A 21,151-nucleotide genomic window follows, 5' to 3' on the forward strand; every position below is an offset into this window, starting at 1 on the left:
TTTATTAGATAATATTCCTATAAAAATAGTAATTTATGCAGGTGCTGAGTATAAACTATTGGTAGAAAAAAACGGTATAAGATCCATTGAACGCATAATGGACATTCACAGAGACACAGTGTCAAGTATTATCGAGGACCTCGCTATACATGCAAGAGATGTAACGGATTTACTGATAACTGATGTGGGATTGACCAAAATTGAGGTGGATGAGATGTGGTCATCCGTAAAAAAACAAAAAAAAGTTGAGCAAGGAGATGCTGGATCGGATCCTAAAATTATTTGATTACATTGATTATTCAATCACAACTACCTGGAAGTCCCTATCCATCAACCATTTATGGAATATATGGGCCATACATTCCTGGCATTCCTCTTTTTTGATGGAATCAATAGCTTCATGGTCCGGGGCCGCATCGAGTTTTATCTGGGTTGGACATCTCCGGTCATTGCAGAATTCCCGCCTCTGGTATTCTCTTACTATCCTCATTCAATATCTCCTTACATCTGAGGTTTTATTATAACTTTCATGGATTCACCTGCTTCAGCCACCAGTTTGAATCCCTTACCGGCATCTGACAATCCCAATGTATGTGTGATCATGTCAGCAACTTTGACCCTTTCAGACACCAAAAGTTCGATGGCAGTCGTGATGTCCAGAGGACTTGCTCCATATGAGTTCTTTATACTGATCTCGTTTTTCCACAGGTCAAATATTGAAAAAGATACTTTAATATCCGGCTGTGGGGACGCAAAAAACAATATGGTGCCACCCCGATCCACTGACATGAGGGCCTGATTGATAGCAGGAACAGCCCCGGTACACAAGATCACAATGTCGGCCAGATCACCGTTATTCTGCTCACGCAGCCGCTGCGGCACATCATCACTTGCCTTAATGGTACGGGCACCAAACTTTAGGGCCATATCCAGCCTGTACTGATTGATGTCAGTGGCAAAGATGCTGCCTGCTCCCAGTGCCGCTGCCAGTTTTATGTGCAGCAGACCTGTAATGCCACTGCCTATCACCAGCACGCTCTTGCCCGTTTTTATCCCGGCCTGGCGCTGGCCCCTATACACGCACGCCAGCGGCTCGATGAATGTTCCCTCTTCAAATGTCATTTTGTCAGGAAGCAAAAATACGCCTCTATCCACATTGATGGCAGGTACCCGCAGATATTCTGCAAAACCTCCAGGGTCGAAATTTGTGGTACGCAGGGTATCGCAGACTGTATGATGTCCTGCCAGGCAGTATATGCAGGTGTTGCATGGTACGTGGTGGGACACAAAGACCCTGTCACCCACATTGTACTGCTTTACGTCCTGCCCTGCTTCAGTTACGGTACCTGTGATCTCATGACCCGGCACCAGGGGAGCCCTGGAAAGACGGTACCATTCCATGACATCGCTGCCGCAGATGCCGCCTGCTTCTACCTTTACCAGCAATTCGTCAGGTCCTATGGAAGGGACCGGTATCTTCTGCAGTCGTACATCGTTGTTATTGTAGTAAACGGCGGCACGCACAAATCTTGCTCCTATTAAGACTTTTCACTGTTGTACAGATCAAGTGCTTCCTGTGGAGTATAATCTTCATGTACCACAGCCCGGACGGCCTTGATCATAGCTACAGGATGATCGTTCTGCCAGATGTTACGGCCCATGTCCACACCCACAGCGCCTTCATGTACTGAATTTGAGACCAGGTTTAATACATCCAGTTCTGTATCCAACTGCTTGCCTCCGGCCACTACAATGGGGACAGGACAGCCTTTCACTACCTTGGGAAAGTCATCAGTATAATAGGTCTTGACGATCTTGGCGCCCAGTTCGGCTGCTATCCTGCAACACAGGGCCAGATACCTGGTATCTCTGACCATATCCTTACCTACTGCAGTCACTGCAACCACAGGGATACCATAACGCTCGCACTCGTTCACCAGATGTCCTAAATTCATCAATGTCTGGTGTTCGAATGCGCTGCCCACATATATGGACATTGCCACTGCAGCCACATTCAGCCTGATAGCATCCTCAACTGAGGTCGTGATACCCTCTTTTGACAGATCTTCCCCGACAATACTGTTCCCGCCAGATACCCTCAGCACGATGGGAACCGAGGTATTGGGATCAACACTGGTGCGCAGGACACCGCGGGCTGGCATAAGTGCATCGGCATATTCAAGAATCGGTTCTATGGTTTTTTTCGCGTTTTCCAGCCTTGTGGTGGGTCCCAGGAAATATCCGTGGTCTACCGCAAGCATTACTGTCCGGCCCGTTTTTGGCTTAATTATCTGTGAGATTCGGTTTTGCATTCCCCAATCCATATTTGGCTCTCCTTATTATTGAATAATGTAATTAGCAGATTGGTATTATCCTTTTATGTATTAAAATATTGGATTTTTTCAAAAGATTTCATATAGAAGTGAAAATCTACTGGATCACTCTGATATTTTGGCTATAGGTGGCGGTATTTTATTAGTTTTTACAATTTTAATCTCTTCAAGTCTTTGAAAACAATGTGTAAGATAATTAGATAATTATTCTACTTCCCAATAGTCTGCAACTCTTACCGCTTCCCCTTCTCCTGGCCATGGGGGTATTGTCAAAATTATGAAAGAAAGAGGTTCTTTACCTTCATTTCTAAATTGGAAATGAGCACCCAGGGGGCTTTAGAAGTACTATTTGGAGGCAGAGTACAATGGCACATTCCCGCTTCAAATCTATTTTTGAATTCTTCTACATCATCCATCTATTGATATGCTCAGCGCCGGGCTGAACACATCTGCCCTACATGTTATCCAGATCGAAAACTACAAACCCTTTCGCACGCAGAGCAGCCTTGTCAGTGATCTTCCTGGCAACAATCCCAAAATGCTCCTTTCGTTCATCATTGTTCCAACCGACAAATTTGGATTTTTCCTGTAAATCTAAAAGTATGTTCTCAGCCTGCTTTAAAGTCAGGTCTTTCCATTTGCACTCGATAAAAAGTATCTCTTCTGAATCGGAATTCAAGGCGACAATGTCGATCTCATAAGTGTTTTGTCCTTTTGGAGCACCCTTTATCCTGCCCCACTGCCGACCTATCTTGTGATATTCAAATGGGATCTTGTTTTGGTCGATCAAAAATTCTCTACAGATAATCTCAAACCGTTTGCCAATATGGTTGTTAATACTTCTTTTCGTATTCTCTACAAACCTCGGATTTCGTCTTTTGTAATCTGAAATGTTCTTATAAAAGAAACGGAACCAAAAATCCATGAGAGGATGGTCTATGTACAATAATTTTTTATTGCCTATGACCTGTTCTTCATAGTTCAATATATTGAAATGATGCACAAGTTCATAGATCTGGCGTGTAAGGTCAGTTTCCTTTTTTGTCAAAAATGATGCGATCTCACTGATCCGCGTGCAACCGCTGGCAACGGCAGTAAGTATATCATAGTACACACCACTTCTTTTCCCAAACTCCAAAGACAATATTGACATGACTTCATCTTCAAATATTGCATTTTCCACAAAGAAGAATCGATCAACAATATTTTCAAAGGATACATTGTTTAGATTTTCATCTTCAATGGCAACGTAATATCTGGGATATCCTCCGGCAATTGCGTATAACTGTATGATATCTGAAAGTTCTGTAATATCAAGTTCCCTGCACATGTCAATTATGTTTTTAAAGGACATGGGTTTCAAATGCATTTGTCTCTTTATTCTGCCATACAGTGGCTGTTTTGAATCCAAAAATAATTTTTTTATCAGTCCTGTAGTGGAACCTGTAAAAAAGAGAAGGAGACCTTTTTTGTCTTCATTAAGATCAATATATTTCTGCAAAGTTCCAAATACCGATCTATCCACTGATAAGAAATTCTGAAACTCATCAAATGCAACAATACCTTCATACCTTTCAAACAGAACGTTAAAAAGATCATCCCAACTGTTCAATTTCTCAAATTCATTGATGATCTTTGCATTTCTGAGGTATGTCTCATACTCATCCAATAGACTGATGCTTGTTTTATCCTTGTTCACAAAAAAATACATGTCAGTATCTTTCATAAATTCAAGTATCATTCTTGTTTTCCCGACACGCCTTAAGCCCCATATCGCTATCGAAAACAATTTTCTTTTTGACAAAATGCGGGCGTCTTCAAGAGTATTGATCTCTTTTTCACGGTTTATAAATCTCATATATATTCACTTACTGAATTATTCAGTTACTGCATTACTTAAACATTTCGGTACTTCTGTTTAATTCAACCTGTCTTGCACGTAAGACCACACAGGGCAGAGGCCTTATCCTGCTTACAAAAGACACGAAAATGTCAGAGGATGGCATAAGGTTTGTACCACTGTGGAATGAATCATAATTCTGGTTAGCAATAACCGAGACCTAAAAAAACCAAATATTTCAATCATTCCTTCCAGAAATCCCTTGTCAAAAGCACAAGCACAGTAAATATTTCCAGCCTGCCTATCCACATATTTGCTATCAGCACAAGTTTCCCCACCGCAGGTATGGTGCTAAAATTTGACCACGGCCCCACAAGGTTGAAACCGGGCCCGATATTGCCAAGGGTCACAATGGATGCAGAAGCTGCACTCAGCATCTCCAGACCAAGTAGGCCCATAATAAAAGTGCTGACCATAAACACCAGTATATATAGTATGATAAATGAAAAAATACTTGCCATAACATCTTCGGGTACCACCCTGTCTCCCAACCTGATAGGTTTTACAATCTTAGGCTGCAGAGCTCTGAACAGTTCCCGATATCCGTATTTCAACATTAACATTAGCCTTACGATCTTGATACCACCAGCTGTGGAACCGGCACATCCACCAATGAACATAAGGACAAACAATATCATCCGAGACGAGTCGGGCCAGGTATTGAAATCATGGGTTGCATATCCTGTAGTGGTCAGGATCGATACCACCTGGAAAATGGCATATCTGGAAGATGTGGTAATTCCCTCAAAAGTCCCTGTAATCCAGAGTGTCAATGTCAATAGTACTGATGCACCCAACACGATAAAGGCATAGAATTTAAATTCGCTATCACGCAGCAGACTTTTCCGGTCCACATAAATCATTCTGTAATGCAGTGCAAAGTTGGCCCCTGCAACGAACATGAAGAAGGTAATAATACCTTCGATCAAAGGACTGCCAAAGGCTGCAACAGAATCGGCGCGGGGTGAGAATCCACCGCAAGCCATGGTGGTAAACGTGTGGGTCAGGGCATCATACACATCCATTCCGGCAATCAGCAGTGCTAATACTTCAATAGCTGATATTACCACATACACCATCCAGAGTATCTTTGCAGTCTCGATCAGCCTGGGCTTGAGTTTATCCTCTGTGGGTCCAGGCGCCTCTGCTTTGAACAGCTGCCGGCCTGCCACTGCCAGTTTGGGCAGAATAGCCAGGAACAGCATAATGATACCCATACCGCCCAGCCACTGGACAAAACTGCGCCAGAAAAGCAGTGCATTTGAATAGGATTCAATATCAGTCATTATTGTTGCACCAGTGGTGGTAAAACCAGACATTGACTCGAACAGGGAATCCACAGGGGAGAGACCGCTGAACAGAAACGGAAGTGCACCGAACATTGCAGCTGCTAACCAGCCGAATGCCACAATGGCAAAACTCTCCTTGTTTTTCAACTCTTCAGTGCTGCGGTTAGTGTATTCAAGTATGACCCCCACCACTGATGTGATAACAAATGAATAAATAAAAATAATGGCAGAATCCCATTCAGCAGGGTCTGACCTTGAATAATAATAACCCACTATTGCTGGGATCAGCATTAAAAATCCCAGAAACTTCAAAATAATTCCCAGGGTATGCAAAACAATCTTGAATTTCATGAATCCAACTGCTATTTATTTAGAAATATATAATGTTTTACCAATTAAGGGCTTTGGGACAAAATTCACTTATATCATACCAGCCCGTATATCCCATCCAATAATTTCGTCCCAAAGCCGTGTTGAACGAAAGGTTTAAGTCTAATGCGGACATAAAACGGGCGTTACCCCAGCGCAACATCCTTATGTTTAATATTCAACTCGGTGAAGAATTGTTCAGCAAAAAAAATAGGCATAATTTTGCAGAAATATTAGATGTAGCTAGCGCTGACAATCAGAGGGCTCGTAGCTCAGCTAGGCAGAGCACCTGGCTTTTACAATGGATGGAATGTCAACATTCATTTGAAGATACCAGATGGTCGGGGGTTCGAATCCCTCCGAGCCCGCTTTTCACAACCTAGGGGGATGAATGTAAGAATGAAAAGTCCGAAAAGTCCGAAGAGTTTTAGTTTATTGAATCATCAAATAGTGCCTGAGCATATTTTATTATCAGATAATGATGCAAATCTAGTTCTAAAAAAATATGATATAGAAAAGGAACAGTTGCCAAAAATAAAAATCACTGATCCGGTTATTAAGGAAATAAATGCCCAGGTAGGCGAGATAGTCAAAATAATAAGAAAAAGCCAGACAGCCGGTGAAGCTGAATTCTACAGGTTGGTAATTGAATAATCATTTGGACAGAATGGAACTTCCAAGAATTTATTTTGTATAATTTAGAAGGGGCGATAGCGTGTTAGATTTAGGTGTATTATCTCGAGCTTACTTTACCAAGAACAATATAGTTAGACATCATTTGGACTCTTTCAATGATTTTTTGGATTATGGAATGCAAAAAGTCATTGATGAACAGGGCATCATCGAAACAGATATTGAAGATACTTATGTAAGATTAGGAAAAATCCGCATAGGAAAACCTATGGTGAAAGAAGCCGATGGTGCCCAGGACCTATTATATCCTAACGATGCCAGACTCAGGAATATTACATATTCCGCTCCAATTTATCTTGAAATGATCATCGTACAGGGAGAAGAAGAAAAAGTACCTGTTGAAGCTGTTGTTGGCCAGCTCCCAATAATGCTGATGAGCAAGGCCTGTAACCTGGCCGATATGACACCCGATGAAATGATCCGGTTTGGAGAAGATCCTCTGGATCCTGGTGGATATTTTATTGTAAACGGGACTGAAAGGGTTATAATGACATTAGAAGATCTAGCTCCAAATAAGATCCTGGTTGATAACGAGGAACGATATGGAGATAAGATCGAGGTTGCCAAAGTATTCAGTGAACGCCGAGGATATAGGGCACTAGTAGTGGTCGAACGCGGCCGAAAATCACTCCTCGAAGTTAGTTTCCCTTCCATATCAGGACGTTTGAGTTTTATCACTATGATACGAGCGCTGGGTATAGAGACTGATGAGGATATTGTAAATACAGTATCTGATGATCCTGAAATTATCAAGTTCATGCTTGAGAACCTGGAAGAAGCAGAGGTCCATACCATAGAAGAAGCAGTTGAAAAGGTAGGTAACAGGGTAGCAGCAGGCCAGACCGGGGAATACCAGGTGAAACGGGCCAATTATGTAATAGACAGGTATTTACTACCCCATATTGGCAACGACCCTGCGCACAAGATCGTCAAAGCCCAGTATCTTGGCAGAATGGCCGAAGCTTGTTTTGAGCTGGCTCTTGGAAGAAGACAACCCGATGATAAGGATCATTATTCCAACAAACGTCTCAAACTCAGCGGGGATCTGACAGAAGATTTATTCAGAGTATCATTTAACAGGCTGACCAGGGACATAAAATACCAGCTAGAGCGGGCCAATATGCGTAATCGCGACCTCAATGTAGTAACTGTGGTCAGGGCCGATGTACTTACCGAAAGACTTGGACACCCCCTAGCAACAGGGAACTGGGTAGGCGGCAGGGCAGGTGTATCGCAATTGCTGGACCGCATTGATTATATGGCAACACTATCACATTTGCGCCGTGTGATATCACCCTTATCCAGAGCACAGCCTCATTTCGAAGCAAGGGATTTACATCCTACTCAATGGGGACGTATCTGTCCATCCGAAACACCAGAGGGACCCAACTGCGGGTTGGTAAAGAACTTTGCACAGATGGTAGAGATCTCCACAGAAATATTTGAAAACAAGAAACTGAAACAAACCCTCATTAATCTCGACGTTGTAGCATTTGCACCACATGTGCTGGGTCTTGAAGAAGGGCGCGGCACTTATGCCACAGAACTGGAAGCCATAGAAGAAAATATTGAATATAATGACGGGAGTGAATCCTTTGAATAGAACAAGGGTGTTTTTGAATGGTGAACTATTAGGATACAATGATGCACCCGAAGAACTTGTGAAAAACATACGGCAATTGCGTCGTTCAGGTACTATACCCATACAGGTAAACGTGGCTTATTATCCCGTTACTCATGAGGTTATTATTAATAGTGATTATGGTAGGGCCCGTAGACCGGTTATAATTGTTGAGAATGGAAAAACCCTTCTGAACGATGACCATATTGAGCAGCTTGAGAACGGGGAGATCGCGTTCGACGACCTGGTCAAGATGGGATTGGTAGAATATATTGACGCTGAAGAAGAAGAGAACTGTTTTGTAGCAGTGTACGAAAAGGACCTGACACCTGAACATTCACACCTTGAGATCGACCCGTCTTTGATATTAGGTATCTGTGCAGGTATGATTCCATTCCCCGAACACAATGCCTCGCCCAGGAATACTATGGGTGCAGGAATGGTGAAGCAGTGCCTCGGTATACCTACTGCAAATATGAAATTGCGTCCGGATACCAGAGGACACATACTCCATTATCCTCAAAAAGCCCTGGTGCATACCCAGACATGTGATGTAATTGGTTTTGATGACAGGGCTGCAGGTCAAAATTTTGTTGTGGCTGTACTTTCATATGAAGGTTATAATATTGAAGATGCACTGGTTATCAATAAAGGGAGTATTGATCGGGGTTTAGGACGAAGCCATTTCATCAGAACACTGGAAGGTGAGGAGAGGCGTTATCCAGGCGGTCAGGAAGATAAGTTTGAGATTCCGGATCAGGAAGTTCGGGGTGCAAGGGGACTGGAAGTATATTCCCAACTGGATGAAGATGGAATTGTAAATCCGGAGGTCGTTGTTGGACCAAACGATGTGCTTGTGGGGAAGACATCTCCACCAAGATTCCTTGAAGAACCTACCGAATTGGGTTTAAGCCCTCAGCAGAGACGTGAATCCAGTGTGACCATGCGTTCCAATGAAAAAGGGATTGTAGATTCAGTTATTCTTACAGAGAGCCAGAATGGAGCTCGTTTGGCCAAAGCACGTATGCGGGATCAGAGGATCCCTGAACTTGGCGATAAATTTGCTTCCAGGCACGGTCAGAAGGGTGTGTTGGGACTTATCATGCCCTTTGAAGATATGCCATTTACAGAATCCGGAGTAGTTCCTGATCTGATCATTAATCCCCATGCAATTCCATCAAGGATGACCGTAGCCCATGTACTGGAAATGATCGGTGGAAAAGTGGGCAGCCTGGAAGGGAGGCGCATCAATGCCACAGCCTTCTCAGGTGAATCTGAAGACGATATGAGAATGGCATTAAAACGAGCCGGTTATTCCCATAAAGGTAAAGAAGTGTTCTATGACGGGATCACAGGCAGAAGGATCGAAGCAGACCTGTTCGTAGGTGTGATCCTTTACCAGAAACTCTATCATATGGTGGCATCCAAGATCCATGCACGAAGCAGGGGTCCGGTACAGGTGCTCACCAGACAGCCCACAGAAGGAAGGGCCAGAGAAGGAGGTCTCAGGTTTGGTGAAATGGAACGTGATGTGCTAATAGGCCACGGGGCGTCACTTGCACTGAAAGAGAGATTATTGGATGAATCTGATAGAGTGATCCAGCTGGTATGTTCCACCTGCGGAATGGTAGCCACTCAGGATAAGAGGAGGAATATGGTATTCTGCCCCAACTGCGGTGCTGAGACCGGTATATATCCGGTAGAGATGAGTTATGCCTTCAAACTGTTATTAGATGAGATCAAATCTTTGGGTGTGGCTCCCAGATTGGTGTTAGAGGATGCAGTATAAGAGGTGATGATAATGATATCGGTAGTTCCAAAAAGAATTAAGGAAATAACATTCGGGCTTATCTCGCCTAAAGAGTACAGAAAGATGAGTGTCACCAGGGTCATCACGGCAGATACCTATGATGACGACGGGTTCCCTATAGAGATGGGTTTAATGGATCCGAAAATGGGTGTCATTGACCCCGGTCTTAGATGCAAGACCTGCGGCGGCAGGGCAGGGGAATGTCCTGGGCATTTCGGGCATGTGGAATTAATCGCACCTGTCATCCATGTGGGTTTTGCAAAATTATTACGAAAGATCTTAAGGGCCACCTGCAAGGATTGCAGTGCACTGCTCCTTGAATCCAAAGATAAGAAAAAATATCTTGAGCAGATCAGGACCCTGAGAAAGATGGGGCAGAACATAGATGATGTCACCAATGAAGCTTTTAAAGAAGCGAGAAAGGCCAAGACATGTATGTACTGCAATACTTCCCAGCTTGAAATTAAAGTGGAGAAACCCTCTACATACGTAGAAAACGGCCACAAACTCATGCCTTCAGACATCAGGGCCAGGCTGGAAAAGATATCTGACGACGATATCGAAGTCATGGGAATGGATCCCAAGAGCGCCAGACCAGAATGGACCATACTGACAGTATTACCAGTACCTCCGGTCACCATGCGTCCCAGCATTACCCTGGAAAGCGGGCAGAGAAGTGAGGATGATCTTACCCATAAACTGGTAGATATTATCAGGATCAACCAGCGGTTTCAGGAGAACCGCGAAGCTGGCGCACCACAACTTATTATCGAAGATCTTTGGGAACTTCTGCAGTATCATGTGACCACGTTCATGGATAACGCAGTGTCTGGCGTACCTCCGGCAAGACACCGATCAGGCAGGCCATTAAAAACCCTGTCCCAGCGACTGAAAGGGAAAGAAGGCCGATTCAGGGGTAGTCTGTCTGGTAAGAGGGTTAATTTCAGTGCAAGGACCGTAATCTCACCAGATCCCAACCTCAGCGTTAGTGAGGTGGGTGTACCCCTCACGATTGCTAAAGAATTATCCATTCCTATTAATGTCACCCACCGCAACATAGAGGAAGTTCGAGAATATATCAGACGGGGTCCTGATAACCATCCCGGTGCGAACTATGTGCTTCGCGGAGATAAACGCAGGATCAAGGTTACGGATCTAAATTGCGAAGAACTGGCAGAGACCCTGGAATTGGGCTGGAAGGTTGATAGGCAGTTGAAAAACGGTGACATAGTGCTCTTCAACAGGCAGCCGTCACTGCACAGAATGAGTATCATGGCCCATGAGGTCAAGGTACTGCCCCATAAAACGTTCAGATTAAACCCAGCTGTATGTCCGCCATATAATGCTGATTTTGACGGGGATGAGATGAACATGCATGTGCTGCAGAATGAAGAGGCCAGGGCAGAAGCAAAAATGCTCATCCATGTCCAGGAAAATATCCTCTCACCAAGGTTCGGAGGTCCCATCATAGGTGGGATACATGACCACATATCGGGTCTGTATCTATTGACCAAAGGCAACAACAAATTGAATAAGAATGATGCATTGGAATTACTCAGAAAATCTCAGATATCCCACTTATCTGAACCGGCAGGGGAGGAGAATGGCAGCCCTTATTGGACTGGAAAACAGATTTTCAGCCATATACTGCCAGAAGGATTGGATCTTATCTACAAAGCACAAATATGCGATAATTGTGACACATGCAAAAAAGAAGAATGTGACAGGGATGCGTATGTAGTGATAAAAAACGGCGAGCTTTTTTCCGGGACTATGGATGAGAAAGCCATAGGAGCTTTCAAGGGGGTGATCCTTGACAGGATCGTTAAGGACCAGGGCAGTAAAGCAGCTGTCCAGTTCATCAATGATGCAACCCGGCTTGCTATTAGAAGTATCATGCATTATGGATTCAGTTTTGGCAATGATGACGAAGATATTCCACAGGAGGCTCAGGTCCAGATAGCAGAACTGCTGAAAGAAGCTGAAAGCAGGGTTATGAAAATGATAGTAGCATTTAATGAAGGCAATCTGGAACCTCTGCCTGGCAGGACAGTGGCTGAGACCCTGGAACTGAAGATCATGCAGGAGTTGGGTAAAGCCAGGGATACTACCGGCAATATTGCAGGAAAATATCTTGGATTGGACAATGCTGCGGTGGTCATGGCAGTATCAGGAGCCAGAGGTTCCATGTTGAATTTGACCCAGATGGCAGGCTGCGTAGGACAGCAGGCTGTTAGGGGCGAGCGAATCAGACGAGGCTACGCTGGCAGGACACTTTCAAATTTTCATACGGGAGACCTGGGAGCTGGTGCACACGGATTCGTAAAGAACAGTTATAAAAGTGGTCTAACTCCTACTGAATATTTCTTCCATGCGATTGGTGGGAGAGAAGGATTGGTAGATACTGCAGTCAGGACATCACAGAGTGGTTATCTACAGCGGAGATTGGTCAATGCAATGCAGGACCTTGAGGTACAGTACGATGGTACGGTACGGGATACAAGGGGGATGGTAGTCCAATTCCTATATGGAGAAGACGGCGTAGACGCCATGAAAAGCGAATACAGTAAACCACAGACCATTCGCAGGATAATTGAGAACGTTACCGGAAAGGAGGTGGAATGATGGCTGTTAGTCTAAATACCATAGACGAGATGACCAGGAATCTGCACCTTCCAAAGAATCTCATGGATTCTTTGAGGGATGATCTTTCAAAGATCAAGGTGACCAAAAAGGAACTGGAAGATATTATTGAAAAAACATTGGAAAGCTACAATTATGCGCGCATTGAGCCCTGTGAAGCAGCTGGTGTGGTTTCGGCCCAGAGTATAGGAGAACCCGGTACTCAGATGACCATGAGGACGTTCCACTATGCAGGTGTGGCTGAGATCAACGTCACGCTGGGTTTACCAAGACTGATTGAGATCGTGGATGCCAGGAAGAACCCTTCCACTCCCATGATGACCATCTACCTGACAGAAGAGTATGCAAAAGACAGGGAAATGGCCAGAAAACTTGCCTGGGAGATCGAGGCTACTCATACCAGTCATCTGGGAGGTATTTCCACAGATATAGGTGAGATGGCATTAATTATTGAACTAAATAAGAAAGTGGTCTCGCAAAGGGATCTCACACCTGAACAGATAGGAGATATTTTGGAATCCGAATTGGGTGTACCTGTTGCAATTAAAGGTCTTACTCTTACTATCAGGCCTGCAAATGAATCTTATAGAGAGCTTTTGCAGCTGGGAAAAAACCTGGAATCTGTAGTCATCAAAGGGTTGAAATCCATAAAACGAGTGGTGATCCGCAAGGAAGATACCATTGATGAATATGTATTATACACTGAAGGTTCTGCCCTGAATGATGTGGCGGATCTTGATGGTGTGGACATGACGCGGTCCACTACCAATAATATCAATGAGATATATGAGGTTTTTGGCATCGAAGCTGCCCGCAACAGTATTATAAAGGAAGCTACCGACACGCTCAGGGAGCAGGGTCTGACAGTGGATATCAGGCATATCATGCTTGTGTCAGATATCATGAGCGTGGACGGCGAAGTGAAACCCATCGGCAGGCACGGTATCTCAGGCGAAAAGGCCAGTGTACTGGCCCGGGCTGCTTTTGAGGTCACTGTGAACCATCTGCTGGATGCAGGTGTGAGGGGAGATGTTGATGAACTTCGAGGTGTCACTGAAAATGTTATCGTTGGTCAGCCCATCAGGCTGGGTACGGGTAATGTTAAACTTATGGCAGCAAAAAGGACTTAAAGCATAAAATCTAGTAGAAAAATCAAATCGAGATGGTATTCATGGCATTAGATATTAATAAAGCACTACGAAATGCAATAAAGACAGGAAAAATATACATGGGCTCAAATCAAACATTGAACGCAGTTGATAATGCTCAGGCCAAAGCAGTTGTACTGGCAACTAACTGTCCAAAAGACGTTAGAGATCAACTATCTGGAAAAGTCCCTATAATCAACTTTTCAGGTATGGGAGTAGATCTGGGTACCGTATGCGGCAAACCGTTTGCAATATCAGCATTGACAATTATTGAGCCTGGAGAATCAGAGATTTTATCGGCAATAAGGGAATAAATTTGAGCGAAGTTAAACTCAATACCGATGGAATCCGGTATATAGCGTTATTTGAGAGTATTACAGGAGCCACGGCCAAAGATTGTCTTGTGGATGAGGAGAATAACAGGGTGATTTTTGTAGCCAAAACCGGTGATATGGGACTTGCCATCGGTAAGAATGGAGAACATATCAACAAGGTAACTAAAAGCATTGGCCGTCATGTTGAAGTAGTTGAATATAATGATAACCCGGAAGAATTTATTAAGAATCTTATGCAGCCTGTAAATCTAACGAGCGTGAAGATCGGTTACAGGGGCGATAGACGAATTGCTTATGTAGAAGTAAAAGCTAAAGAGAAGGGTCTTGCTATAGGACGAAATGGAAAAAATATAGAGAAAGCAAAGATTCTCGCTAAGCGACATCATGATATAGATGATGTTACAATTCAGTAAACCCACAAAAATCGAGTTTAACAGTAAATATTTATTAAATAATTAAAGTATATAAAAATCATAGGAAGTTACATTACATGGGAAAAGGAAAATATGCTGCACGCAAGCTCAAAGGTGACAGGGAAAAATTCAGATGGAGCGACAGGAATTATCTAAGGCGTGCCCTAAATCTTAACGTAAAAGCCGACCCCTTGGGAGGAGCTCCTCAAGGAAGAGCTATTGTGCTTGAAAAGGTGGGTGTTGAAGCAAAACAGCCAAATTCAGCTATCCGAAAATGTGTGAGGATCCAGTTGATCAAGAACGGAAGACAGGTAACAGCATTTTGTCCTGGGGACGGTGCGATCAATTTTATTGATGAACATGATGAGGTAACTGTAGAGCGTATTGGCGGAAGAATGGGCGGTGCCAAGGGAGATATCCCAGGTGTTAGATTCAAAGTTACCGCTGTGAACAACATGAGCTTGAATGAAATGGTGATCGGACGTAAGGAAAAACCTGTGAGGTAAAAGGATGTACAAATTATTTGATAAATGGGATACCACAGAAATCGAGGTCAAAGATCTCAGTGTTGAGAGATACATCAACCTCAAACCGGTATTACTGCCATATTCTGGTGGAAAGCATGCCAGACAGCAGTTCAATAAATCGAACCAGCATATTGTGGAGAGGCTGATCAACAGAATGATGCAGAGCGAACACAATACTGGCAAGAAGATGACCACTTATAAGATCGTAAAAAACTCTTTGGAGGTCATAAACAGGAAAACCAAAGAGAACCCGATACAGGTGCTGGTCAATGCTATTATCAATGCAGGACCCAGGGAAGAGACCGTGAGGTTGAAATACGGAGGTATTGCAGTTCCTAAAGCCGTGGATACCGCTCCCCAGCGCAGGGTAGATACCGCGCTTCAGCTGATCGCTGAAGGTGCATTCAAATCTTCTTTTAAATCCAGGCGTCCTATCGAAGAGGCCCTGGCAAATGAGATCATTGCAGCTGCAAATTACGACGTAAAGTCTTATTCTATCAACAAGAAGGAAGGAAAGGAACGGGTAGCTAAGGCAGCAAGGTAATAAGATCGCAGCCCCGCTTTGGGCTGCAATTATTTTTTTATTATTCTGATTTTTTAATTCAATTTTTGAAATTTTAAAATTATCTGAGGAAATATATATGGGACGAAGGAAAAAGATGGTCGAGCGCGTGACCGTGCTCATGAATGAACCAGAACAGATACGAAACATCGGTATAGTTGCACATATCGATCACGGAAAAACTACACTTACTGATAATATCCTGGCAGGCGCAGGTATGATCTCAAAGGAACTGGCTGGCAGGCAATTATTTACTGATTCTGATGCGGAAGAACAGGAACGAGGTATTACCATAGACAGCGCTTGTGTGTCCATGGTGCATGAATTCCATGGTAGCGAATATCTGATCAATCTTATCGATACACCGGGTCACGTGGATTTCGGAGGAGATGTGACCAGGGCCATGAGGGCCGTGGACGGTGCAGTGGTTGTGGTGGATGCTGTGGAAGGTACAATGCCCCAGACCGAGACCGTACTCAGGCAGGCATTGAAAGAACACGTCAAGCCTGTACTTTTCGTTAATAAGGTGGACCGGCTCATCAACGAGCTGCAGGTCGACCAGCAGGAAATGCAGATCAGGCTGGGTAGGGTCATCGACCATGTTAACAAGCTGATCAAGGGCATGAACGAAGAGAAATACAATGCAGGATGGCGAATGGATGCTTCCGAAGGAACGGTAGTTTTCGGTTCTGCCCTGTACAACTGGGCCATAAGTGTGCCTTTTATGGCAAAATCCGGCATCGGGTTCAAAGATGTATATGATTTCTGCAAGGCCGGGGATATGAAGTCACTGGCAGATAAATGCCCGTTACATGAAGTGCTCAATGATACGATCATCCGCTTTTTGCCCAATCCACTGGAAGCCCAGGCAGATCGAGTGAATGTCATCTGGCATGGTGACAAGGAATCCGTGGAAGGAAAAGATATGCTCACAGCTAACAGGGATGGTGATGTGGCTTTGATGGTTACCGATATTTCCATGGACCCCCATGCAGGCGAGGTGGCAACAGGCAGGTTATTCAGCGGTACCTTGAGGAGAGGAATGGAACTGAATGTATCAGGGTCGGCAAATACCAACAGGCTGCAACAGGTAGGGGTATTCATGGGTCCGGAACGATTGGAAGTAGAGAACATACCGGCTGGCAATATTGCAGCGGTCACTGGTCTGAGAGATGCTTACGTGGGAGCAACCGTGTCCTCGAAAGACGACATGACACCTTTTGAGTCGATCAAACATGCCAGTGAACCCGTAGTCACTGTGGCAGTGGAGGCAAAGCACATGAAGGATCTGCCAAAACTGGTAGAGGTGCTGCGGCAGGTTGCCAAGGAAGATAATACCCTCAGGATTACTATTAATGAAGAGACTGGCGAACACCTGATGGCAGGTATGGGTGAACTTCATCTTGAGGTCATAGGACACAGGATCGAAAGGGACAAAGGTGTGGAGATCACAACAAGTCCACCCATCGTGGTATACAGGGAGTCCATCCAGAAACATGCCGGTCCTGTGGAAGGGAAGAGTCCAAATCGGCACAATAGGTTCTACATCGAAGTGGAACCCCTGGATGCGAATATAGTGGAATTGATCAAATCAGGGGATGTTTCCATGCGAATGCCTGAGCTGGAGAGGCGTGAGAAGTTCATGGAGGCAGGATTTACTAAGGAAGAAGCAAAGGGTATTACCCATATATTTGAGTCAAATATCCTAATTGATTTAACTAAGGGTATCCAGTACCTCAACGAGACCATGGAACTGATAATTGAGGCTTTTGAAGAAGTAATGAAAGCCGGACCTTTGAGCAGGGAACCCTGCCAGGCAGTTAAGGTAAGACTGGTGGATGCGAAGCTCCACGAGGATGCGGTCCACAGGGGACCTGCACAGGTGATACCTGCTGCCAGGACTGCTATCCAGGCTGCTATGCTGGATGCAAGTGATACGCTGTTGGAACCATTCCAGAAGGTGTTCATCCAGACCCCCCAGAGCAATATGGGTGGTGCCACATCTGAGATACAGGGCAGACGAGGTATTATCATCAATATGGAACAGGAAGGCGACATGACCATAATCGAGAGCAAGGCACCAGTGGCAGAGTTATTCGGTTTTGCCGGTGATATCCGCTCGGCAACAGAAGGTCGTGCCATGTGGAGCACGGAATTTGCCGGGTTCGAGCCTCTACCTGCGAGTTTGCTCAAAGAGGTAGTTTCACAGATACGACAACGAAAAGGATTGAAAGCCGAATTGCCCAAATCCAGTGATTTCGTCGGTCTGTAAAGAAAATAAATACCATTGACACAAAGTTTAAAAATGGTAAAGGCTATAAAAGTCACAAAAAACCTAGCATTATAATGAAAATAAGATTGGAGGAATAAATATGGCAGAAAAACCACATATGAATCTGGCAGTCATCGGTCATATCGATCACGGTAAATCAACTCTTGTAGGTCGATTAATGCACGATACCGGTGCGATCGCGCCACATATTATTGAGAAATACAGAGAAGAAGCAAAGGCAAAAGGAAAGGAATCCTTTGCATTTGCATGGGTTATGGACTCTTTGAAAGAGGAGCGAGAAAGGGGTATTACTATTGATATCGCACACCAGCGGTTCGATACCGACAAGTATTATTTTACTGTTGTGGACTGCCCCGGACACCGTGACTTTGTTAAGAACATGATCACAGGTGCATCACAGGCAGATGCTGCTATTCTGGTAGTGTCAGGTAAGGACGGTGTACAGGCCCAGACCAAGGAACACGTGTTCCTGTCCAGAACACTGGGTATCAACCAGCTTATCATTGCAATCAACAAGATGGATGAGATCAACTACGACGAAGCAAAATATAAACAGATTGTGGAAGATGTCAGCGCACTGTTGAAGATAGTAGGCTTCAAACCCGGTGAGATGCATTTCATTCCCACATCAGCGTTTGAAGGTGACAATATCGCTTCAAAAAGCGAGAAGACCAAATGGTATACCGGTCCTTCCATTCTGGAAGCTCTCGATGAACTGAAAGAACCTGAAAAACCCACAACTCTGCCTCTGAGGATTCCAGTACAGGATGCATATACCATCAGTGGTATCGGTACTGTACCGGTAGGACGTGTGGAAACAGGTATAATGAAGAAAGGCGATACTGTTATATTCGAGCCAAGCGCTGCAAAAGGCGAGGTCAAATCCATTGAGATGCACCATGAAGAGATTCTCCAGGCAGTACCAGGCGATAATATCGGCTGGAACGTGAGAGGTATCGGTAAGAACGATGTCAGGCGTGGCGATGTATGCGGACCGGCAGCTAAACCACCAACAGTGGCCGAGGAATTCCAGGCACAGATCGTGGTGCTCCAGCATCCGTCTGCAATTACAGCAGGTTATACCCCGGTATTCCACTGCCATACAGCCCAGACAGCATGCACTCTGATGAACATTGACAAGAAACTTGATCCCAAGACCGGTGAAGTGAAAGAAGAGAACGCAACCTTCATCAAGACCGGAGATGCAGCTATTGTGACCGTAAAGCCTTCCAGGCCTATGGTTATCGAGAATGTAAAAGAGATCCCACAGTTGGGACGCTTTGCTATTCGTGATATGGGCCAGACCGTTGCAGCAGGTATGGTCATAAGTATCAAGGCGAGGCCCTAAGGGTCTCACCCCTTTTTTTTATTTCCGGAGATTTAATTAATGGCACAAAAAGCAAGGATCCGTTTAACAGGTACAAGTCCAGATACCCTGGATAAAGTATGTAATCAGGTGAAAAGTATAGCAACTAAAACAGGTGTAGCAATAGCGGGTCCAGTTCCCCTTCCTACAAAGAAACTTGTGGTACCAACACTGAAAAGCCCTGATGGGGAAGGTACGTCTACCTGGGACCACTGGGAAATGAGGGTACATAAAAGATTAATTGACCTTGATGCAGATGAGCGAGCCCTCAGGCAGCTTATGCGTATACAGGTACCTAAAGACATCAGCATAGAGATTGTGCTGACAACATAGCGGTTTTTTTTTAGATTATATGGGTCAGCCATATAATCCAAATACATTCAGGAAGACCTAACATTTATGATTCTTCCTCTCCTTAGATTAGATGGTGAATAAGCGTGATTATAAGTTTTCAAGTGAAAGAGATCGATTCTAAAACATTTGTCGGTGCAGAAGGTGCCAGACAGCATAAGAGTATTAATATTAATTTTGATATCAATATCAAGAATCCCACTTTGGTGGAACAAAAAACACCGTTTGGTGAAAAGCAGATCATAAGGCTGGAGTATGCCCTGGCAATTAATTACATGAATCCCAATATAGGCTATATCAGGTTCGAGGGTTCCACTGATTATTACCAGGAGGGAGATCTGGAAGAGATACACAAGCAGTGGACCTCAGGGTCCGCACCATCGAATGTCCAGAACGAAGTTGCCAATACTATGGTAAGTAACCTGGCACCTCTGGCACTAACCATCTCAAAGACCCTGGGATTGCCGCCTGCAGTTCCTTTGCCTGCCGTGAACTTCGAGGGTAAACAGCAGAAGAAGAAACAACCGGACGCTCCTACCCATTATCACGGATAATTTCATTCTTTTATCAATTCCAGCACAAATCTTTCGATCTCATCCCTGACCTGCCTGTATTTTTCCACAGGCTGACCGATGGGGTCCTCCAATCCCCAGTCAATGAAATCCTTAAGATACACCACCGGGCAGGCCACCCCGCAGCCCATGGAGATAAGGATATCATAATCCTTGAGCGCACTTTCCGCAGGTAAATCTCAAAAGTGAATCTTATAGTTAAACATTTAATCATGTCGGTTAATAGCGGTTTTCAAAATATGCTTGAAAATGGTTTAGAATTATGTATGTCAATTTTCTACCGAAGTTTGCAAATTGTATACTAAAACAGGATCTCTCCAATATTGAGTGGGTGAATATTGTCATCTCACCATGTGCATATATATGAACAGTATAAATATAATATACGATATATATTAAAAACCGGCTTCAGGAAAAATGTTAAATATCTGCATATACCTGCGGAAAGTGCGATTAAATTCATGTGTAGTGAATAAAATTTTAGATGTAAGGGGTGAAAACGAAGGATAACTTTAAGGGGGGGGTGGGGAATTCTAGACCGCCATAAATGGGGATTTTTACATCGCCGTTGACAGTTACTTACATTACGGTTCCAGAGATTTGAAAAAGCTCAATTTTTGGAGGTGTGAAGTATAAACTGATTTAACTTTTCAATTTTCCATATTTCGAAAATGTGTATTTTCTCATTGTATACATTCAGAACTATACCAAATTTATTACCTAACGATGTTGTTTCTGAATATATTAATTCTTCAATACAATTTGCATATATATTTAAAAATAGCTTAAAATCTAAATCAGTTGGTTTTAAAGGAATTGATGAAACAATATCGTCAATGAGAATTTCTCCTAAGTTTTCAACTAATTCTTTTATTCTACTTTGCCTCACCTCTAAATATTGTTTGTGATCTATGTGAAATCTTTGA

20 protein-coding genes, 1 tRNA gene and 1 pseudogene are annotated in these 21,151 nt (G+C 43.9%); 15 read left to right on the forward strand and 7 right to left on the reverse strand.

The annotated features are described in order from the left end of the window. Positions 1-259: pseudogene (locus IBX40_02665) on the forward strand (hypothetical protein). A 36-nt stretch (positions 260-295) separates the two neighbouring features. Here IBX40_02665 and IBX40_02670 read toward each other — a convergent pair. The 5 genes from IBX40_02670 to IBX40_02690 all read right to left on the reverse strand — a co-directional run bounded on the left by IBX40_02670 (position 296) and on the right by IBX40_02690 (position 5,873). After that, positions 296-490 carry a hypothetical protein gene (locus IBX40_02670; GenBank protein MBE0523227.1) on the reverse strand — a complete coding sequence of 65 codons (195 nt, stop codon included), beginning with the start codon at positions 488-490 and terminating at the stop codon, positions 296-298. 11 nt (positions 491-501) lie between these two features. Beyond that, positions 502-1,524, reverse strand: a complete 1,023-nt coding sequence (locus IBX40_02675; protein ID MBE0523228.1) for an alcohol dehydrogenase catalytic domain-containing protein — start codon at positions 1,522-1,524, stop codon at positions 502-504. Positions 1,525-1,538: 14 nt separating this feature from the next. Then, on the reverse strand, positions 1,539-2,324 hold the full coding sequence (gene lsrF / locus IBX40_02680) for a 3-hydroxy-5-phosphonooxypentane-2,4-dione thiolase (GenBank protein ID MBE0523229.1): 786 nt from the start codon (positions 2,322-2,324) through the stop codon (positions 1,539-1,541). Positions 2,325-2,787: 463 nt separating this feature from the next. Next, the gene (locus tag IBX40_02685) at positions 2,788-4,191 is read right to left on the reverse strand and encodes an ATP-binding protein (GenBank protein MBE0523230.1); all 1,404 of its coding nucleotides are present in this window, start codon (positions 4,189-4,191) and stop codon (positions 2,788-2,790) included. A gap of 224 nt (positions 4,192-4,415) precedes the next feature. Beyond that, on the reverse strand, positions 4,416-5,873 hold the full coding sequence (locus IBX40_02690; GenBank protein ID MBE0523231.1) for a TrkH family potassium uptake protein: 1,458 nt from the start codon (positions 5,871-5,873) through the stop codon (positions 4,416-4,418). 279 nt (positions 5,874-6,152) lie between these two features. On the opposite strand from IBX40_02690, the gene IBX40_02695 reads away from it, so the two are divergent. The 14 genes from IBX40_02695 (at position 6,153) to IBX40_02760 (ending at position 20,207) form a co-directional block, all read left to right on the forward strand. Further along, positions 6,153-6,259: transfer RNA gene (locus IBX40_02695), tRNA-Lys, on the forward strand. 31 nt (positions 6,260-6,290) lie between these two features. Then, positions 6,291-6,545 (forward strand): DNA-directed RNA polymerase subunit H, encoded by a 255-nt coding sequence (locus tag IBX40_02700; GenBank protein ID MBE0523232.1) that lies wholly within the window; start codon positions 6,291-6,293, stop codon positions 6,543-6,545. 61 nt (positions 6,546-6,606) lie between these two features. After that, a complete protein-coding gene (locus IBX40_02705) occupies positions 6,607-8,187 on the forward strand; it encodes a DNA-directed RNA polymerase subunit B'' (protein ID MBE0523233.1) in 1,581 nt (526 codons plus the stop codon). Then, positions 8,180-9,994 carry a DNA-directed RNA polymerase subunit B gene (gene rpoB / locus IBX40_02710; GenBank protein MBE0523234.1) on the forward strand — a complete coding sequence of 605 codons (1,815 nt, stop codon included), beginning with the start codon at positions 8,180-8,182 and terminating at the stop codon, positions 9,992-9,994. Before IBX40_02705 ends, rpoB begins: the two co-directional genes overlap by 8 nt. Before the next feature lie 6 nt (positions 9,995-10,000). Then, positions 10,001-12,640 carry a DNA-directed RNA polymerase subunit A' gene (locus IBX40_02715; protein MBE0523235.1) on the forward strand — a complete coding sequence of 880 codons (2,640 nt, stop codon included), beginning with the start codon at positions 10,001-10,003 and terminating at the stop codon, positions 12,638-12,640. Continuing rightward, positions 12,640-13,788: a DNA-directed RNA polymerase subunit A'' gene (gene rpoA2, locus IBX40_02720; protein ID MBE0523236.1), complete on the forward strand. Its 1,149-nt coding sequence runs from the start codon at positions 12,640-12,642 to the stop codon at positions 13,786-13,788. The genes IBX40_02715 and rpoA2 overlap by 1 nt, the downstream gene beginning before the upstream one ends. Before the next feature lie 41 nt (positions 13,789-13,829). Further along, entirely contained in the window at positions 13,830-14,120 is a 291-nt protein-coding gene (locus tag IBX40_02725; protein MBE0523237.1) for a 50S ribosomal protein L30e, read from the forward strand. A 2-nt stretch (positions 14,121-14,122) separates the two neighbouring features. Continuing rightward, positions 14,123-14,554 carry a NusA-like transcription termination signal-binding factor gene (locus tag IBX40_02730; GenBank protein ID MBE0523238.1) on the forward strand — a complete coding sequence of 144 codons (432 nt, stop codon included), beginning with the start codon at positions 14,123-14,125 and terminating at the stop codon, positions 14,552-14,554. Between the two features lie 77 nt (positions 14,555-14,631). Beyond that, positions 14,632-15,060 carry a 30S ribosomal protein S12 gene (locus IBX40_02735; GenBank protein ID MBE0523239.1) on the forward strand — a complete coding sequence of 143 codons (429 nt, stop codon included), beginning with the start codon at positions 14,632-14,634 and terminating at the stop codon, positions 15,058-15,060. Between the two features lie 4 nt (positions 15,061-15,064). Continuing rightward, entirely contained in the window at positions 15,065-15,625 is a 561-nt protein-coding gene (locus IBX40_02740; protein ID MBE0523240.1) for a 30S ribosomal protein S7, read from the forward strand. A 97-nt stretch (positions 15,626-15,722) separates the two neighbouring features. Then, complete coding sequence (locus tag IBX40_02745; GenBank protein MBE0523241.1) at positions 15,723-17,915, forward strand: elongation factor EF-2; 2,193 nt, start codon at positions 15,723-15,725, stop codon at positions 17,913-17,915. A 100-nt stretch (positions 17,916-18,015) separates the two neighbouring features. Then, the gene (gene tuf, locus IBX40_02750) at positions 18,016-19,284 is read left to right on the forward strand and encodes a translation elongation factor EF-1 subunit alpha (GenBank protein ID MBE0523242.1); all 1,269 of its coding nucleotides are present in this window, start codon (positions 18,016-18,018) and stop codon (positions 19,282-19,284) included. A gap of 39 nt (positions 19,285-19,323) precedes the next feature. Next, positions 19,324-19,635 (forward strand): 30S ribosomal protein S10, encoded by a 312-nt coding sequence (locus tag IBX40_02755; protein MBE0523243.1) that lies wholly within the window; start codon positions 19,324-19,326, stop codon positions 19,633-19,635. A gap of 104 nt (positions 19,636-19,739) precedes the next feature. Then, a complete protein-coding gene (locus IBX40_02760) occupies positions 19,740-20,207 on the forward strand; it encodes a hypothetical protein (protein MBE0523244.1) in 468 nt (155 codons plus the stop codon). A 2-nt stretch (positions 20,208-20,209) separates the two neighbouring features. On the opposite strand, the gene IBX40_02765 is transcribed toward IBX40_02760, so the two are convergent. Together IBX40_02765 and IBX40_02770 are read right to left on the reverse strand one after the other, a co-directional pair. Further along, positions 20,210-20,356 (reverse strand): hypothetical protein, encoded by a 147-nt coding sequence (locus IBX40_02765; GenBank protein ID MBE0523245.1) that lies wholly within the window; start codon positions 20,354-20,356, stop codon positions 20,210-20,212. 479 nt (positions 20,357-20,835) lie between these two features. Further along, positions 20,836-21,114, reverse strand: a complete 279-nt coding sequence (locus IBX40_02770; protein MBE0523246.1) for a hypothetical protein — start codon at positions 21,112-21,114, stop codon at positions 20,836-20,838. Positions 21,115-21,151 lie beyond the last annotated feature (37 nt).

The organism is Methanosarcinales archaeon (genome assembly GCA_014859725.1).
GTDB lineage: Archaea > Halobacteriota > Methanosarcinia > Methanosarcinales > Methanocomedenaceae > Kmv04.

Coding starts and splice junctions, on each gene's coding strand:
- tuf (MBE0523242.1), top strand. CDS start 18,016: ATGGCAGAAAAACCACATATGAATCTGGCAGTCATCGGTCATATCGAT.
- lsrF (MBE0523229.1), bottom strand. CDS start 2,324: ATGGATTGGGGAATGCAAAACCGAATCTCACAGATAATTAAGCCAAAA.
- rpoA2 (MBE0523236.1), top strand. CDS start 12,640: ATGGCTGTTAGTCTAAATACCATAGACGAGATGACCAGGAATCTGCAC.
- IBX40_02740 (MBE0523240.1), top strand. CDS start 15,065: ATGTACAAATTATTTGATAAATGGGATACCACAGAAATCGAGGTCAAA.
- IBX40_02715 (MBE0523235.1), top strand. CDS start 10,001: ATGATAATGATATCGGTAGTTCCAAAAAGAATTAAGGAAATAACATTC.
- IBX40_02745 (MBE0523241.1), top strand. CDS start 15,723: ATGGGACGAAGGAAAAAGATGGTCGAGCGCGTGACCGTGCTCATGAAT.
- IBX40_02725 (MBE0523237.1), top strand. CDS start 13,830: ATGGCATTAGATATTAATAAAGCACTACGAAATGCAATAAAGACAGGA.
- IBX40_02670 (MBE0523227.1), bottom strand. CDS start 490: ATGAGGATAGTAAGAGAATACCAGAGGCGGGAATTCTGCAATGACCGG.
- IBX40_02765 (MBE0523245.1), bottom strand. CDS start 20,356: ATGGGCTGCGGGGTGGCCTGCCCGGTGGTGTATCTTAAGGATTTCATT.
- IBX40_02690 (MBE0523231.1), bottom strand. CDS start 5,873: ATGAAATTCAAGATTGTTTTGCATACCCTGGGAATTATTTTGAAGTTT.
- IBX40_02755 (MBE0523243.1), top strand. CDS start 19,324: ATGGCACAAAAAGCAAGGATCCGTTTAACAGGTACAAGTCCAGATACC.
- IBX40_02685 (MBE0523230.1), bottom strand. CDS start 4,191: ATGAGATTTATAAACCGTGAAAAAGAGATCAATACTCTTGAAGACGCC.
- IBX40_02700 (MBE0523232.1), top strand. CDS start 6,291: ATGAAAAGTCCGAAAAGTCCGAAGAGTTTTAGTTTATTGAATCATCAA.
- IBX40_02735 (MBE0523239.1), top strand. CDS start 14,632: ATGGGAAAAGGAAAATATGCTGCACGCAAGCTCAAAGGTGACAGGGAA.